Source organism: Pseudoduganella rivuli (genome assembly GCF_009674485.1).
In the GTDB taxonomy this organism is placed as follows: Bacteria; Pseudomonadota; Gammaproteobacteria; order Burkholderiales; family Burkholderiaceae_D; genus Rugamonas; species Rugamonas rivuli_B.
On the sequence record NZ_WKJJ01000015.1, the window covers coordinates 184583 to 201226 of the forward strand.

The 16644-nt window shown below is 59.5% G+C and carries 12 protein-coding genes; 7 read left to right on the forward strand and 5 right to left on the reverse strand.

Features of this window, described 5'->3' with window-relative positions:
- Position 1: 1 nt before the first annotated feature.
- Genes GJ700_RS23150 through GJ700_RS23160 form a run of 3 tightly spaced genes read left to right on the forward strand, consistent with a single transcriptional unit; the run spans position 2 to position 4296 of the window.
- Entirely contained in the window at positions 2–2227 is a 2226-nt protein-coding gene (locus GJ700_RS23150; protein WP_154378333.1) for a T6SS effector phospholipase Tle3 domain-containing protein, read from the forward strand.
- Complete coding sequence (locus GJ700_RS23155) at positions 2224–4002, forward strand: type VI lipase adapter Tla3 domain-containing protein (RefSeq protein WP_154378335.1); 1779 nt, start codon at positions 2224–2226, stop codon at positions 4000–4002. Before GJ700_RS23150 ends, GJ700_RS23155 begins: the two co-directional genes overlap by 4 nt.
- A 27-nt stretch (positions 4003–4029) precedes the next feature.
- Positions 4030–4296 (forward strand): PAAR domain-containing protein, encoded by a 267-nt coding sequence (locus tag GJ700_RS23160; protein ID WP_154378337.1) that lies wholly within the window; start codon positions 4030–4032, stop codon positions 4294–4296.
- 4 nt (positions 4297–4300) lie between these two features.
- Here the strand turns inward: GJ700_RS23160 and GJ700_RS23165 are convergent, their stop codons facing one another.
- Together GJ700_RS23165 and GJ700_RS23170 are read right to left on the reverse strand one after the other, a co-directional pair.
- Positions 4301–5713 (reverse strand): IgA Peptidase M64, encoded by a 1413-nt coding sequence (locus GJ700_RS23165; RefSeq protein ID WP_154378339.1) that lies wholly within the window; start codon positions 5711–5713, stop codon positions 4301–4303.
- Between the two features lie 73 nt (positions 5714–5786).
- The gene (locus tag GJ700_RS23170) at positions 5787–6992 is read right to left on the reverse strand and encodes a cyanophycinase (protein ID WP_154378341.1); all 1206 of its coding nucleotides are present in this window, start codon (positions 6990–6992) and stop codon (positions 5787–5789) included.
- 246 nt (positions 6993–7238) lie between these two features.
- On the opposite strand from GJ700_RS23170, the gene GJ700_RS23175 reads away from it, so the two are divergent.
- The gene (locus GJ700_RS23175; RefSeq protein ID WP_154378343.1) at positions 7239–8354 is read left to right on the forward strand and encodes a succinylglutamate desuccinylase/aspartoacylase family protein; all 1116 of its coding nucleotides are present in this window, start codon (positions 7239–7241) and stop codon (positions 8352–8354) included.
- A 10-nt stretch (positions 8355–8364) separates the two neighbouring features.
- Positions 8365–9750 carry a YfcC family protein gene (locus GJ700_RS23180; RefSeq protein WP_154378345.1) on the forward strand — a complete coding sequence of 462 codons (1386 nt, stop codon included), beginning with the start codon at positions 8365–8367 and terminating at the stop codon, positions 9748–9750.
- Between the two features lie 127 nt (positions 9751–9877).
- Here the strand turns inward: GJ700_RS23180 and GJ700_RS23185 are convergent, their stop codons facing one another.
- A complete protein-coding gene (locus GJ700_RS23185) occupies positions 9878–10309 on the reverse strand; it encodes a GNAT family N-acetyltransferase (RefSeq protein WP_154378347.1) in 432 nt (143 codons plus the stop codon).
- 172 nt (positions 10310–10481) lie between these two features.
- Here GJ700_RS23185 and argH point away from each other — a divergent pair, with 172 nt between their 5' ends.
- Positions 10482–11876 carry an argininosuccinate lyase gene (gene argH, locus GJ700_RS23190; protein WP_154378349.1) on the forward strand — a complete coding sequence of 465 codons (1395 nt, stop codon included), beginning with the start codon at positions 10482–10484 and terminating at the stop codon, positions 11874–11876.
- A 120-nt stretch (positions 11877–11996) separates the two neighbouring features.
- On the opposite strand, the gene GJ700_RS23195 is transcribed toward argH, so the two are convergent.
- A complete protein-coding gene (locus tag GJ700_RS23195; protein ID WP_371868088.1) occupies positions 11997–12674 on the reverse strand; it encodes a DUF6445 family protein in 678 nt (225 codons plus the stop codon).
- Between the two features lie 5 nt (positions 12675–12679).
- Positions 12680–13309: an ACT domain-containing protein gene (locus tag GJ700_RS23200; RefSeq protein ID WP_229507192.1), complete on the reverse strand. Its 630-nt coding sequence runs from the start codon at positions 13307–13309 to the stop codon at positions 12680–12682.
- A gap of 751 nt (positions 13310–14060) precedes the next feature.
- Here GJ700_RS23200 and GJ700_RS23205 point away from each other — a divergent pair.
- Positions 14061–16595, forward strand: coding sequence for a M4 family metallopeptidase (locus GJ700_RS23205; protein WP_154378353.1), 2535 nt, complete (start codon positions 14061–14063; stop codon positions 16593–16595).
- Positions 16596–16644 lie beyond the last annotated feature (49 nt).

Below are 16644 nucleotides of genomic sequence, written 5' to 3' on the forward strand. Positions count from 1 at the left end.
CATGGGACTGTATCCGCAACCCAAACGCGCGAAGGGAAAAACCACCTCCGTATTGAAGACCAAGCGCACGGCCAACAAGCCGGTCGACGTGCGCCGCCGCCTGCCGGGCAATGTGATTGTCATCCATGGTGTCAATGATGTCGGTACAGGCTACGACGCTGTCGAGCAGGGATTGTGCAAAGGGCTGGAAGAGCGCCTGCATCGCACGTTCAAGGCGGGCAGTTATCGGATGCCCGTGGCGGCCGATAAAGAAAAATTGGAACCGGATCCGGATGCAGTGTTTTTCAAGCGCAGTGTCGATGAAAACACGGATAGTCCGGTTATTCCGTTTTATTGGGGTTATCGTGAGCTGGATGAACAGACTCGCATTAAGCGTGGGCAGTATGTTGACCGTTACGGCAACCGGCTCGACAAGGATAAGTCCAAAGGTGGCGGTCCCTTTGCCAACGCCACCAGCAATTTGCCTGATATGTGGAACAAGGGGTTTGGCACTGTAATGATAGATGTGGGTGGCGACGCGGTCCGACCTTTGCTGAATTGCCCAGGAAGGCTTTACATGGTGCTGGCTGCATCAAGGCTCGCAGCGCTGATTTCAATGATACGGGATTACGATGATGGAGAAACAGTTACAGTCATCGCGCATAGCCAGGGCTGCCTGGTAACTTTACTTGCACAGGCAATGCTGGCCGAGAAAGACCTGCGCCCAGCGGATACGCTTATCCTGACTCATCCCCCTTATAGTTTGGTAGATACTTTCTCGTTTGTGTCAAAAGGCAGCAGCCACCTGATTGGCGGGTCCGATGCGGTGATGGAACCACATTATGCGAATCTCACTGGAATGCAATGCCTGCATGCACGTCTACAGACGCTGTCCAATATTGTGCGTCGCATCGCCGAGCGCAAGCCGACTCCAGCTGAACCGGAATTCAACACACTGAACGATCACAAAAAACACGATGGCATCGTTGGCTCTAAATGGCAAGTCAGCAACGATCGCGATAACCGGGGAAAAGTCTACCTGTACTTTTGTCCGCAGGACATGACTGTGGCTCTGGATAATATGCAAGGCATAGGCTGGCAAGGCGTTCCAGACTACATAACAGGTACCCAGTGGGTTCTTACTCCCACGACGGATGGGCAATCCGAGAAAACGCTCGTAGCCAAGGAGGTCACTCGCAATCCGCTAAAAGAGCTAGGCAAGGGATTTTTTCAACGCGTATTTACCAATAAATTGCGGACGAACTCCAACGCTCATACGCCAGCCATTGTCTTGGTCGGAGCCGAGTCCCCTTATGACTATGCGTTGCGTATCAAGGGCGAAGACGATCATGCTCATGTAGATAGTTCCGGACGCAAACTACGTGCCAACTTGCCTATAGCCACCTGGCCGATTGATCCACATGACAAACCTGAAGATCAACGAAACGGCATCCGCACAATAACAGGCGAAGCTTTGCGCAAACCAGTGGCCGCAGTATTAAGCAATGCAAACGAAATCACTCCGCCAAACCGTGGCCCGTGTGAGGAAGTTGATCCCATCGATGCAGCAATTGCAGTGACAAGCAGTAGCGGACTCCTGACATGGTGGGAAGACCATCCCGACCAGTCAATCCGGGGCAGTGCCGAAATGGGAAGTGGCACCTCCACCACTGCAAGGATCATGCATCCTGAAGAAAGAAGAAAACTATCCGAGCTCTACAACAAGCAGAGAAATCTGAAAGGCGATGACCAACGCATGGTCCTTTCATCCACCTATAAAGAGGGAAAACTCAAGATACAGGTACAGGAAAGCCCAAACGAAGCGAGGAAGCGCTGGCAGCATGAAGTGAGCGCCAAATCGTTTCATGGCTCCATCATTGGCAACAAGGAAAACCATCAGCAAGTCACGGCTTACGACATTGCAGTCGGACAGGGCAAGGCATCTACTGATCCGATGTTTTATGCATACCTTTGCGACGTGGCAGATTGGCGCTTGAAAAAACCACTTACCAACGAGAGGGAGCGCCCAGGAATACTTTCATGGGAAAAATTTCTTAATAAACACTCCGCATATTGGGAAGTTGAATCGCCATGGCGCAAAAAACTTATTGAAGGAAACTCCAAGTATTACAGTTCTGGAATCCTCCCGAATTTGCCTTTACCAGATGGAAGTCCTTTATGGGACATTGTTATCGCGGAATCCGTCACCGGTAGTCGGGTATCGCCTAAAAACAAGGTTAGACCATGAATGAAACTAACATATCAACAATAATCAAATTGTTTATTTTCAGAGGCCACGCTCCAGAAGCCATGCTGATCCTTCTTATAGTATTAGCTGCTTTGGGACTGTTTTTGCTCGCCAAAACCACATTAACTTCTCCGGAGTTGAAAATGGAAATCACCCGCTGGGTTCAATTAGGCCTCTACATGGGTGCAGTATTAGTTATCGGGTTCTTAGTCGTTGCTGCACACGCCAGAGGAAAAGAAAAGCAGGCGCAGGAACGCCATAAGATTTTGCAAGCAGAGCTGATGCGGCAGCAGAAGTTCATCGCCAATAATGAGAAAGAGCAGCGAGAATATGTACTAGAAGTGATCAGCCTTGGCATAACACTGGACAAGCACCGGCAGGGAAAAGTATGGGAAGCGCTTCAAAAAGGAAGCCCATACACCAGCATTCGCGAAACTGATCCCAAGAAGTATGCATGGAGGGACACCGATAAGATAGGCATCAGTGGTGGTCGGTTGCTGGACGCTTTTGAAAATGCAGCAAAAAAAACCCCGATGTATTGGGGCCTACCATCGTTCTATGCCAGCGCGCCCTCTTTTACACCGCCAACAGATCCAGTGATGGGTCTCGCGGGAAGTACGCAAGGCACGGGACTGTCATTTCATCTATGGGTCAACGGTGCATGGAAGCTCGCCGAACGGCCGGACCGCCTGTTAGAGCAAGTATTTAGTTTTTTTGACGAGCATCCAGATGTGCCATTCGTCGTGGTGGCCGCAGATGAAAGCTATTCGTATCGGGACCAGTCTCTGCCGCCTGGCACTCCAAGCCTGGTAAAAAACGGCTACTACGTTCCTGCGATGCCCGATGCGGCAGCAGTCTTTGCTCTGGCCCGTCGAGAACGAGTCGAGCCGCTACGTCCCTACGATTGGATTGACCTTGACGATAATTTCCTACAGTGGGAATTTCGGCAGATGTATTACGCCTTGATGGCATCCATTCCGACCAAATCGAAATACGGCGATGGAACATCCATTGCACGTCCTCCCACTATCACGGAATGGATTCCAGCCGCCGCCGCCTTTGCAAAAACTCGGGAAGCACATCCAGAAGGTCATGATGAATTCCTTAACAAGACACTGGCCTACCGGAACAAGCCCCCGAAAACATGGAAACCTACTCCCTGGTTCCCAATTCCCTGGACTTACGATCAGCTAAGTGCCTTCGACCGCTTGCCCACTCTCGGCTATCTTCACCGCCCTATCTTCGTCTCCTTCCGAGACAAAGACGGCAAATCCATCATGCGTCGTGAACAGCGCAGGCACACGCTAATGGCAGGCTGGCATCAAGCCATACAAACATTATCGGATGCCGAGCGCGCCAAAGGACCGTCCCGCATCATCGCAGGCACCAATAACAACAAGGACCAACTGATCATGCTCACCAGCATGCTGCATCAATATGAACACGAAGGCGGTCCAGCCATCGACATCAGCAAGACCGCGCAATTCATCAACACCGACCGGCGCCTTGGGAATACAGGTGCAGCGACCTTCTTTATGCAAATGGCATTGGGTGTCATGGGCAGTTACAAAGAAGGCGGTGTCAGCGCAGCCATCAATTTGCGCGATCCCGACGAAGCCAGCATCGTCTTTATCAGCCCCGCACCAGATGAAGTACGCAGAATGCAGGGTGACCCGTTCGTTCATGATGTGCAGCCAGCCATCGATCCGGACAACTACAACGCTCCATCAGTGGAAGCACTAATGGAGGCCGAACGCAAACGCGCCAACAAATAATCGCCACACTCTCATTAGGCCCCAATCATGCGCAACGTGATCCGCTTAGGCGACGACACCACTCACGGCGGCAAAGTCATCCAATGCAGCCTTAACCACTTCACAATCAATGGCATCCCGGTCGCCTGCGAAGGCGACACCTGCACCTGCCCCATCCCCGGCCACAACGGTTGCAAGATCATCAGCGGTTCGCCGCGCCATACCGTCAACGGAAAACGGTTGGCATTCGATGGCGACAAAACCAGTTGTGGCGCCGTGCTAATCGCCACCCGGGACAACTTCAGCACGGCATAGCGCCTTATTTCGCCGGCCGCGAATACAAATCAATGGTCTGGTTCACCGCCTCCTTGCACACGGCGCAGAATTTCTCGCTGCGGTCGAACATCAGGCATTGCTGCGCCGGGCGGTAATAGCCCGTCGCTTCATAGTTCGCCCCTTCGAACGCACCGACGGCGTCCTTGTTCGGCGCGGTGGAAAACAGCTTGGTGGTGTAGGCCAGGTCTTCCCTGAACAGCGCGCTCATTTCCGCTTCCGGACGGTTGTCCTTGCGCAGCGCGGCGCGTGTCTTCTGGTACGCGCGCGAATGCTCTTCATATACGGCCTTCGGCCATGGCGTCGGCAGCGCCGTGCCCTGCGTGACCAGGTGCTTCCATTTCAGCCGGGAGGGATCCTTCATCGCCGTGGCATTCGGTTCCCACGGTTCCGGGCGGTTCGCGCCACCGGACGCGTAGGCCACCGGCGACGTGTAGTACTCATCCGCCAGTCCCGCGAAGTGGTGGCCGAATTCGTGCACGAACAGGTAGTTGGCCCAGTCGCTGTTGGCGGCGGCCGTGCTGAACTGGCCGTAAATGCCGCCACCGCCGTAGGTGTCATTGTTGACGAGGATTTCAATGAATTCGTACGGCGCGTGCTGGGCGATTTCGCGCAAGGCGCGGTTGTCCAGGGTCAGCACGTAGCGCTCGCTGCCAAAGATGTCATAGCGGGTACCCAGCGCGGACGCGTGGTGCTGGCCAGTCGACGGGCGCGAGACGCCGGATTCCTGGGTCGGCACAGCGATGCCCCACACGTTGAAGTCTTTCGCCCGCTCCTTGAACGGCGACACGGAGAACAGGTAATCGGCCAGCTTGCGCGCGCTCTGCTCGAATTTCGGCATGTCCGCCTTGGTGTAGCCGTCGCCCAGGATCAGCAAGTCGACTTTATCGCCGGGCGCGCCGTAGACGCGGATGGCGATCGGCTTGGCCGGCGCCGGATCCTGCTTGCGCACCACGTCCTGCGCGTCCGGATCGACGTCCACGCTCCACACGATGGAAAACTGGTTGCGCTCATCGCGCTTCAGGATGCGTACGCGCACCGGGCGGTCCGGTTTCGGGAAACGCACGGATTCCTGGAAGCCGCGCGTGACCTTTTGCGCTTCGTCCGTGGTGCGCCATTCGCCAAAGATGGTGGAAAAGCCCCGCGTGTACAGCACGTCGCCCGTCTTCGCATCCACCACTTCGACCTTGTTGACGCCACGGTCCGTGTCATCGATATTGCGCGACAGGTTGCCGGCCCACGGCAGCGGCTCGATTACCACGCGGTCAATCGCATACTGCTCGGCCAGCGCATTCCCGCTATGCAGGTAATCGAGGCGGATGGTGGCGGGAGGTGTTGCGGAAGCAGCGGAAGCGGCAAGCGCGCAGGTTGCCAGTGCTGCCTTGGCGAAGAGAGTCATGGGGCGGAATCCTGTTGGTGAATGTGGCTAATGTGACTGAAGTGGCCAACATTCTAATTCCGCCCCCGCCGAATTAATTCTTGTATTTATACAGCGGACGTTGCACTTCTATGGGACGGATATCGAGCCGCAGGTTCAGGATCGAGTAGGCATCGACCACGGACGACAGATAGCCTTCGCTTTCCGCCGTCTTCGAGAAGCGGAATTCAAAGCCCACTTCCGGCGTGGTGCCGCGCGGGTCGCCGCTGGCAATGCCGATCGCATCCTGCTGGTCGCTGTCGATCAGCCGCTCCATCAAGTCGCTGACCGCGCTGTTGCCGAGGATATCGTTGCTGTACACGGGGCCGCGCCGCGCGGGCCGCGCGTTATCGAGGCGGCCGTCCGCCTTGTCCGGCGCCGGCGTAAACGTCTTGGTGGCGATGTTGAACCGGTCACCCCGGTCCAGGTAGCTGATCAACACATTGCTGACGTTGAACGCGCTGGCATCCGATTCCATCGTGGCGCGCGACAAGTCCAGCAGCAGCGCGCCCTTGTAACCAATGATTTCCACTTCTCGCTTGCTGTTGACCACCATCGCAGAGTTTTCATCGATGCCCAGCCCCAACTGGTAACCCTTTTTCAGCATGACGGGAATCATGCGGGCAAAGCGGCCGCGGATCAGCAAGTGCTGGTCGACGAAAATATCGTCGCCGATGAAGCCCAGTCCCGGCGCGATATCCTTGCCGTCCGCCACGCCTTCCTGCAAGGTCGACAGCACGCGGCGCGCGTCATAGAACATGGTGCTGCTCATGATGGCGGCGCCCGCGCTGGTGCCGGCAATTACGCCGCCCCGGCGGTAAATGTCCCAGATCGCATCCAGCGCCGCCGTGCGCGTGCCGTCCGGGCGCACCAGCGCCTGCGTGATGCGGCCCTGGTCGCCGCCCGCGAAATACACGCCGCCGGCGCGCCGCACACGGTCCGCCAAGGTCATGTCGTCGGCCGCCTTGCGGTAATCGCTGTTGGCCAGTTTCACGGCAATCGGCACCAGGAAAGGATCGGCGCCATAACGTTTCAGGTAGCCCATGATGGACTGGCCCGTGCGTTCCGGTGCGCCGGCCGCCGACGGGAACACGGCAATGCGCGCGCCCTTGCCGCCGGCCAGTTGCACGATGCGTTGCCAGATGTCCGCGTTATCGCCACGCAGGCCGCCGCCGATGATGACCAGCGAACCTTTCGGTTCCGGCGGATCCGCCGCCTGCGCTGCGGCCATCGTCAGCCAGATCAGTGCCAAGCCTCCCATAGAGCGCCCCGCTATCGACGTCAAAACCGACTTCAAGTTACCCAATAATTCCCTCAATGCGCCCATGTTGCAGTCCATTCGCTGTGGATGATGGCAAAATGCATGCATTCTGCCCGTACAGTTTCCAAATATACAGCAAAGCAGCCTTCTCCAGCACCTGCCTGGACGTCCAAAACGTCTCGCCACGGGCGCCGCCGGGACGGCATAATGGGTGCCCCGAGCCCAAATATCTATACAGGTCCGACCATGCAAGTGAAAAAGCACGCGCTGTCCGCGCCACAAAGCAGCACTTCGTTCCAGCTGACCAGCTACCACTACGGCACACCCGGCGCCGGCAAAAAAATCTATATTCAAGCCGCGCTGCATGCCGACGAAGTGCCGGGCATGCTGGTGGCGCAATTCCTGCGCCGTGAACTCGACCGGCTCGATGCGGCCGGCAAGGTGCACGGCGAAATCATCCTGGTGCCGGCCGCCAATCCGATCGGCCTGTCGCAGGCGATCCAGGGCGCGCCGTTCGGCCGCTTCGATATCACCACCGGCATCAACTTCAACCGCTCGTACAAGCACGTGGCCGACGAACTGAAATCGTCGCTGGAAGGCAAGCTGGGACAGGATGCGCAAGCCAATGTGGCGGAAATCCGCCGCCAGGCGCTAGCGCTGGTGCAGGCGCAGCAGCCGAAGACGGATGCCGACACGCTGAAGAAAACCCTGCTGGAAATGGCGATCGACGCCGATATCGTGCTGGACCTGCACTGCGATAACGAAGCCGTGCTGCACATCTACGCGGGTACGCCGCTGGCCGATGCGATCGAACCGCTGTCGCGCCTGATGGGCGCCCATGCTGTGCTGCTGGCGCTGGCGGCGGGCGGCGAACCGTTCGACGAAGCCTGCAGCCGCCTGTGGTGGGATTTGCAGGCGCACTTCCCGAGCGTGCCGATTCCGCCGGCCTGCGTTTCCACCACGGTGGAATTGCGGGGCGAGATGGAAGTCGAGTACGGCCTGGCGGAAAAGGATGCGGACAGCCTGCTGCGCTTCCTCGCGATCAATGGCGTGATCGACTTTGAAGTGGGCGAACTGCCGCCGGCGCTGTGCGCCGCCACGCCGCTGGAAGGCGTGGAACCGCTGCTGGCGCCCCACCCCGGCGTGCTGGTCTACACCCGCAAGCTGGGCGACAAGGTCAAGGCGGGCGATGCGCTGGCCGACGTCATCGATCCCGTCAGCGGCGCCACGTCGACCATCCGCTGCACGGTCGACGGCGTGTTCTTCGCGCGCAGTGCGCACCGCCACGTGCTGCGCGGCATGAATATCGGCAAGGTAGCGGGAGCGTCCGCGTTCCGCTCCGGCGAGCTGCTCTCTCAATAACAAGGACCGCATGAAACTCCGGCTTCCCAATACGTATGTCCTGATCTTCGCCATCCTGGCGATGATCGCCCTGTCCACGTGGCTGGTCCCGGGCGGCAAATACGATACGCACCTGGTCAACGGCAAGCAGCTGATCGATCCCGCCACCTTCCACTACGTGGCCAGCAAGCCGCAGGGTCTCGTCGCGCTGCTGATGGCGCCCATCAAGGGGTTTGTCGAAGCGGCGCTGATCATCGGCTTCGTGCTGATCACGGGCGGCGCGTTCGCCGTGCTGCAAAAGACCGACGCCATCGACGCCATGATCAAGTCGATCGCCAAGGCGCACGACCATTCGCGCTTCGTGCGCGTGGCGCTGATTCCCGTGTTCCTGACGCTGTTTTCGCTGGGCGGCGCCACCTTCGGCATGAACGAGGAAGCGATTCCGTTCATCCTGATTTTCGTGCCGCTGGCGCTGGCGCTGGGCTATGACACGGTCACCGGCGTGTCACTGCCCTTCCTCGGCACCCAGATCGGCTTCGGCGCCGCGTTTTTGAATCCCTTCAATGTCGGCGTGGCGCAGGGCATCGCCGGTGTGCCGCTGTTTTCCGGCATGGGCTACCGGCTGATCGTGTGGGTCATCATGACGGCGGTGACGATTGCCTTCATGATGTGGTACGCGGCGCGCATCAAGCGCAACCCGCAACTGTCGCCGACCTATGAAATGGACCTCGTCAAGCGCACGGAAAACCCGGTCGACTTCAGCACCTTCACCGGCATGACCTTCAAGCACAAGCTGGTGCTGTTCATCTTTGCCGGTTCGCTGCTGGGCATGGTGGTGGGCGTCGTGAAATTCGACTGGTATATCGAGCAGATCGCCGCCCTGTTCCTGGCCATGACCATCGTGGTGGGCGTGGTGGGCCGCCTGGATTCCGATGAATTCATGGGCGCCTTCATGCACGGCGCGAAAGACCTGGTGGGCACGGCGCTGGTGATCGCACTGGCGCGCGGCACGGTGATTCTGGCGCGCGATGCGCAAATCATCGACACCATGCTGCACGGCCTGATGCCGCTGGTGCAGTCTTCCAGCCCGGTGTTCGCGGCGCATAAAATGTTCGCGATCCAGACCGTCATCAACTTCTTCATCCACTCCGGCACGGGACAGGCGGCGCTGACGATGCCGATCATGGCGCCGCTGTCCGACCTGGTGGGCGTGACGCGCCAGACCGCCATCCTGGCGTACCAGTTTGGCGAATTCACCACGCCGATGATTCCCACGTCCGGCATTACCGTGGGTGTGCTCGCGCTGGCCCGGATTCCGTGGATCACGTGGGCCAAATGGATGGTGCCGCTGCAACTGATTTATGCGGTGCTGGCGCTGCTGTTGCTGGTGCCGCCCTGCCTGATGAACTGGCAGTGATTATGTAGGGCGGATTGGTTTCATCAAGCCGCCATGCGTGCGTCAACGCGGCGCAAACATGGCGGCTTCCGCTCCGCGGAAACCGCCCTACGCAGAGGCTGCGCCACCGGGCTTTAAGTCCCGGGGCTTACGCTTCCGTCTTGTAAATATCCGGAAAATACCGCTCCATCAGCGTCTGCGGCCGCTGCGGCGAGCCGAAACCGTATTGGCGGTACAAGCCATGCGCATCGCCCGTCGCCAGCGTGAAGCGCCGCAGCCCCTGCAACTCCGGGTGCGCCATGATGGCCGTCATCAATTGCTTGCTGTAGCCCAGGCGGCGGCATTCCGGCAGCACGAAGACATCGACCAGGTTGGCAAACGTGGCGCCATCCGTCACCACGCGGGCAAACGCCACCTGCGCACCGTCCGCGTAACCGCCGAAGCACAGGGAATTGGCGATGGCTTTTCCCAGCACGGACAGCGGCAAGCCCTGCGCCCAGGTCGACTGGCCGCTGAGGAAGCGGTGTATCAGCGCCACGTCGAGCCGCGTTTTGTCCGTGCTCACCTCCAGTACCGGCATGTCCCCTCCTGTCTCAATAGCGCCGCACCAGCGGCAAATTGGCTATAAATATGGCGATATTAACAACTTATCGCTGAAAATGGATACGCCTAAAAAACCCGGAGCCAGACTGACTGGCGCAACCTTGGCTATAATCGGTCAATTCTCCCGCACGCCCACCTCATTATTTACCATGACTGATCAATTTTCCAAAAAGAGCGAAGCCTGGTCGGCACGCTTCTCCGAACCTGTTTCCGACCTCGTCAAACGCTATACCGCCTCTGTCTTTTTTGACAACCGCATGGCCAAGGCCGACATCCAGGGTTCGCTGGCGCACGCCGACATGCTGGCCGCGCAAGGCATCATCAGCGCCACCGACCTGGCCGACATCCAGCGCGGCATGGCGCAGATCAGCTCGGAAATCGAGTCCGGCAAGTTCGAATGGCTGCTAGACCTGGAAGACGTGCACCTGAACATTGAAAAGCGCCTGACCGAGCTGGTCGGCGACGCCGGCAAGCGCCTGCACACGGGCCGTTCCCGCAACGACCAGGTGGCCACCGACATCCGCCTGTACGTGCGCGCCGCCATCGACGACGTCACCGGCCTGCTGAAGCAGTTGCGCGGCGCGCTGACCGACCTGGCGGAACAGCACGCGGACACCATCCTGCCCGGCTTTACCCACATGCAGGTGGCGCAGCCAATCACGTTCGGCCACCACATGCTCGCCTACGTGGAAATGTTCGGCCGCGACGCCGAGCGTTTTGCGGACTGCCGCAAGCGCGTCAACCGCTTGCCGCTGGGCTCCGCCGCGCTGGCCGGCACCACGTTCCCGATCGACCGCGTGCGCGTGGCGCAAACGCTGGGCTTTGACGACGTCTGCCACAACTCGCTGGACGCCGTGTCGGACCGCGACTTTGCGATTGAATTCACGGCTGCCGCATCGCTGGTGATGACGCACATTTCGCGCATGTCGGAAGAATTGATCATCTGGATGAGCCCGCGCGTGGGCTTCATCGACATCGCAGACCGCTTCTGCACCGGTTCGTCGATCATGCCGCAAAAGAAAAACCCGGACGTGCCGGAACTGGCGCGCGGCAAAACCGGCCGCGTGTATGGCCACCTGATGGGCCTGCTGACCCTGATGAAAGGCCAGCCGCTGGCTTACAACAAGGACAACCAGGAAGACAAGGAGCCGCTGTTCGACACGGTGGACACGCTGGTCGACACGCTGCGCATCTTCGCCGACATGGCGGGCGGCATCACGGTGAAACCGGAAGCCATGCGTTCGGCCGCGCTGCAAGGCTACGCCACGGCGACCGACCTGGCCGATTACCTGGTCAAGAAAGGCTTGCCATTCCGCGACGCGCACGAAGCCGTGGCGCACGCGGTACGCGCCTGCGACGGCTTGAAGATCGACCTGGCGGAAATGTCGCTGGACCAGTTGCGCGAATTCTCGCCGCTGATCGAGCAGGATGTGTTTGCCGTGCTGACCCTGGAAGGTTCCGTGGCAGCCCGCGACCACGTGGGCGGCACCGCGCCAAACCAGGTCCGCGCCGCGATCGCCCGCGTACGTTCCCAACTGGCATGATGAGGCGGGGTGGCTTCCGCACTGCGGAAACCACCCTTCTGTTTCATTGGGGCCTGACCCTTTTAGCACTATCGTTCGCGTTGTGAACGATAGTGCTAAAAGGGCCAGGCCCCTAATTAATTAAGCATCCGCCATCCAGAAAAACACGGCCGTCATGCGCTTGTCGTCATGGCCGGTGCCGAAATAGCCGCTGGCCGAGTGCACGAGATTGGCGCGGTACAGCAGCATGCGGTTGTAGCGGTTTTCCACCATGACTTCTTCATGCCACGCTTCCTGCGGCAAGCCGGTCACGCCCAGCGCTTCGCGCAAGTTCGCATGGGGCGGGCTGCAGATATTGCCGCCCAAGGTGCCGTCCGGATAGCGCAGCCGGTAAAACGACGTGCCGGCGGAGACCAGCGGATCGGGCGACAGGTAAATCACGGCGGCATAGCGGCACAGCTTGCGCGAATCCGTATGGGGACGGGGCCCCGATTCCGCACCGCCCACCAGTTGCACATAGTTGTGGTTCAACATGTGTCCTTCCGGCGCCACCTGCTGCCACAGGCGCTTGGCGCCCGTGACTTTCTTGACCCACGCCTCGACGCCGGCCAGCTCCTCCGGCGTCAGCGCGCCGGGGCTGCGCATGCCGGGCCATGGCATGGGTTTGCGGGGCGCGCCCAGTTCCCATTCGTCGTGGGCGAAGCAGCGCCGCGAGACCGCGTCGGGATCCGGCAGGATCGCGTCATGCACCCAGTAATCGCGCCCCAGCATCGGCTTGCGGTACACCAGCCGCGGCAAGCCCTGGCGCGGCACAGCCACCGCCTTCAATGCGCCACCAGCCGCGACAGCACGGAAATCGCCGCCCCCGTATGGCGCTGCTCCAGCAGCACCGTCAATTCCGTGTGCGTGCAGATCATGTTGACGAGGTTGATTTTTTCCCACGCCAGCTTTTTCAGGATGCCGTGGTAAATGCCGGGCATGTCCAGCGTGTCGGGATTCAGGTGCAAGGTCACGGCATTGAGGTTTTCCAGCCGCGCCAGTTCGCGCTCGTGCACGAAGACCTGGTTGACCACGTTCATCAGCGGCCGGCTGCAAATGACCATCACTTCATTGATGCCGCGTGTGACGGTGATGAACGCCCCCTGCTGCGGCGCCACCATTTCCAGCAACTGGCGATGGCATTCGTAGGTATTCTCGGAATACCTGTACGTCGTCATCGTCAGGTCGGTGCGCGTGGTCAGTTCGCCCGATTTGCGCGCCAGCTGCAATTCCGCCAGCGGCCCGGTTTCATGCTGCGGCAGGCGCTCCGCGACACGGCGCAGCGCCATGACGACGGCGGCCTGGCCCACCGGTTTCCACAGATCCGTTTCCAGCTGCGGTTGCAGCTGCCTTGCCAGCTCGGAGAGGTTGATCAGGCCACGCCCTAATCCTTCAGTAAGGAAAGGCGACTCCATGACCAGCCGCTCAACTTTGGTAGATATCGAGAGCATAGTAAGCACAGTTAAAAGCTGTCCCTGCACACTTGCACCGTATATGGCGGCAAATGCGCGACGTCGCCGGCTGGCCGGATAGCGGCGTGACGGCGTGAAACTGCTAGTGGGTGGCGGCGGCGATACCCTATGAAGGGCTGGGCAGGCTCGTGCGCAAAGCACGGGCCAACGTGGTGCTGATCTTCGTCATATTCTGTCCCTGTAATTCCCGATCCGGTTTCCCGGTATGCGGCAGGTCGTTGCCCGCCGCTTTAGTTGTGTGTTGTCAAGCGTTTATGCCTGAGTCCGCGCCTAGTGTAGAACGCAATATATTGAGATTGCAACCACGACACAGCGAATTAGTTTGCAATCTGTCGTGTTCTCCACGAATTTAGAGCATAACTTCTAGTTCGTTGCTTTTTTCATACAAAATCCCGCCTTCCTGGCGCTATCGTGCGCCAACTTTGTCCAAGACGCGTTAAGCGAAAAGACTATATTTGCTTGCAAATACTTAGCATCTTTGTCCCATTTTTAACAAAAATTCGGTGCACGACTCATTTAGCAAGTTTTTTGACTTGCCCGTATCGACAGGAATAGTGTCGCAGCTCCCAGGCGTTTTACCTTTCAAACCCCACACCGGACTATCCGTTCCGGCTGTGTCCGACGCCAGGCTGGCCACGCAACCATGCGGCCAGGTGACACCCAGTGCATTCCTTTTAAAACCTATGGAGAAGAGATGAATTTACGTAAGACTTTGCTTGCCGCATCCATCGCTGCCCTGCCGATGATGTTCACCAGCCATGCAACCGCAGGCCAGATGATGGCCGCTCCGACCGCCCAGGCCACTCCACAAGAGAAAGCCTCGCTGGTCAGCAAACTGGCTGCTGCTCCGGCTGCTGCAGCGTTGGGCTCGGCACACGGCTTTGCCGTCGCCGCCCAGCACCCTGGCGCCGACAACACCAAGATTTCCCGCGTTAACCACACCTTCCAGGGCCTGCGCGTGTTCGGCTCCGAATCCGTGGTGGTGACCAATGCCGCCGGCGACATCGTCAGCGAGTCCGTATCGGACCGCCGCGCCGGCCTGAATACCAATGGTTCGCAAGGCCTGGCCGCCAACAAATCGGCCCGCGCCGGCGCGCCTGACGTGACGCCATCGCTGAGCGCCGACCAGGCCATCGCGATTGCCGTGAAATCGGCATCGCCAAGCGGCGTGCACCGCTGGCAGCCAAGCGCCGAACTGCTGATCTATCCAGTCATGAAGTCGGTGCGCGTGCCTTCCGCCGTCAACAAGGCCGAGTCCCAGCTGAACGCGGTGGACCTGGAAGAAGTGGTGGACAGCTACCAGTTGGCCTACATGGTCAAGACCCGTATGCACGACGGTAACAAGCTGGTGTACCAGGACACCGTCGTCAACGCCAAGACCGGCGCCATCATCAACAAATGGCAAGCCCTGCAAACCGTGGTCGGCACCGGCAACAGCCAGTACAACGGCCAGGTGCCAATCAACACCACGCTGTCCGGCAGCACCTACAAGATGCTGGATGCATCCCGCGGCGTAGGCGGCACCTTCGGCGGCATGGCGATCACCAACGCCAACCACTCGCCGGAATCGAATCCGCAGGCAGGCAGCATCTACACCAACAGCACCAACGTGTGGGGCGACGGCCAGCAATATATCTCCGGCGGCAGCACCACCAACGCCAACGGCCAGACCGCCGCAGTCAATGCACTGTGGGGCCTGATGAACACCTACGACACGATGAAAAACGTGATCGGCTGGCAATCGCTGGACGGCCAGAACACCGCGACCTACATCGCTGTGCACGTCGACAACAACTACGACAACGCCTTCTTCGATCCAAACTGCAAGTGCATGTACATCGGCGATGGCTCGTCGTTCTACAGCCTGGGTTCGATCGACGTCATCGGCCACGAAATGGGCCACGGCGTGGTCGACGCAACGTCCAACCTGACCTACTCGGGCGAGTCGGGCGGCCTGAACGAATCGTTCGCCGACATCAACGGTGAAATGGTGGAAGCCTATGCCCGCAACGGCGGCACCGGCACCGTGATCCCGGCCGGTAACGACTGGATGATGGGCAAGGAAATCGCCAAGAACGGCCAGCCGCTGCGCTGGATGTACAAGCCATCGAAAGACGGCGCATCCAAGGATGCCTGGAGCTCGACGCTGGGTTCGATCAACGTGCACTACAGCTCGGGTCCGAACAACCGCGCGTTCTACTTCCTGTCGCAAGGTTCCAACTCGACCTCGAGCAGCGATTACTACAGCCAATACCTGACCAAGCAGCCGCTGGCCATGACCGGCATCGGTAACGACAAGGCATACCGCATCTGGTTCAAGGCCGCGACGACCAAGTTCACCGCATCGACCAACTACGCCACCGCGCGTACCAAGATGATCGAAGCGGCCAATGAACTGTATGGCGTGGGTTCGAAAGAATCGATCGCCGTGCAGCGCGCTTACGCTGCGATCAACGTCGGCGCCGACGTGGATGAAGTGGGTGGCGGCGTCGTCATCGGCGGCCAGCCATCGTCCGTCACCGTCGCGCCAGGCGGCACCGCATCGTTCACCGTGGGCAGCATTTCCGGCGGCACCGCGCCTTATACGTACCAATGGTACCGTAACGGTTCGGCCATCACCGGCGCAACCTCCGCAACGTACTCGCTGACCGCGCAAACGGCCGACAACGGCGCAACCTTCTACGCCGTGGTGAAAGACGCATCGTCGCCACAGAAGAGCGCAACGTCGAGCAGCGCAACCCTGACCGTCAGCACCGTGACCGGCACCGAGCGCGTTTCCAACGGCGGCTTCGAGTCGGGCGCCACCGGCTGGAGCGGCACCACCGGCGTGATCGGTTCCTTCAGCGGCCAGACCGCCTACGAAGGCACCAAGTTCGCATGGCTGGGCGGCAATGGCACCACCGCGACGGAAACCCTGACGCAGCCAGTGGTGATTCCTTCCACCGCGACCGCGGCAGACCTGTCGTTCGCGCTGCACATCGACACCGCTGAAACCACCACCACGACGGCTTACGACAAGCTGACCGTGACGGTGAAGAACAGCAGCGGCACCACGCTGGGCACGCTGGCCACCTATTCGAACCTGAACAAGGCGACCGGCTACCAGATGCGCACGTTCAACCTGCTGCCATACAAAGGCCAGACCGTGACGCTGTCGTTCTCGATGACGGAAGACTCGTCGGCACAGACTTCGTTCGTGGTCGACAAAGTCAGTGTGATCACCAAGTAATCAACGCAAGTTGAACGCTTGATGTACGTGGCGGGCCGGCAGGTTTCTC

What these genes read in the sequence shown, in the direction of transcription:
- GJ700_RS23160 (WP_154378337.1), top strand. Translation starts at nt 4,030, where the DNA reads ATGCGCAACGTGATCCGCTTAGGCGACGACACCACTCACGGCGGCAAA.
- GJ700_RS23175 (WP_154378343.1), top strand. Translation starts at nt 7,239, where the DNA reads ATGCAAGTGAAAAAGCACGCGCTGTCCGCGCCACAAAGCAGCACTTCG.
- GJ700_RS23185 (WP_154378347.1), bottom strand. Translation starts at nt 10,309, where the DNA reads ATGCCGGTACTGGAGGTGAGCACGGACAAAACGCGGCTCGACGTGGCG.
- argH (WP_154378349.1), top strand. Translation starts at nt 10,482, where the DNA reads ATGACTGATCAATTTTCCAAAAAGAGCGAAGCCTGGTCGGCACGCTTC.
- GJ700_RS23180 (WP_154378345.1), top strand. Translation starts at nt 8,365, where the DNA reads ATGAAACTCCGGCTTCCCAATACGTATGTCCTGATCTTCGCCATCCTG.
- GJ700_RS23155 (WP_154378335.1), top strand. Translation starts at nt 2,224, where the DNA reads ATGAATGAAACTAACATATCAACAATAATCAAATTGTTTATTTTCAGA.
- GJ700_RS23165 (WP_154378339.1), bottom strand. Translation starts at nt 5,713, where the DNA reads ATGACTCTCTTCGCCAAGGCAGCACTGGCAACCTGCGCGCTTGCCGCT.
- GJ700_RS23200 (WP_229507192.1), bottom strand. Translation starts at nt 13,309, where the DNA reads ATGGAGTCGCCTTTCCTTACTGAAGGATTAGGGCGTGGCCTGATCAAC.
- GJ700_RS23170 (WP_154378341.1), bottom strand. Translation starts at nt 6,992, where the DNA reads ATGGGAGGCTTGGCACTGATCTGGCTGACGATGGCCGCAGCGCAGGCG.
- GJ700_RS23150 (WP_154378333.1), top strand. Translation starts at nt 2, where the DNA reads ATGGGACTGTATCCGCAACCCAAACGCGCGAAGGGAAAAACCACCTCC.
- GJ700_RS23205 (WP_154378353.1), top strand. Translation starts at nt 14,061, where the DNA reads ATGAATTTACGTAAGACTTTGCTTGCCGCATCCATCGCTGCCCTGCCG.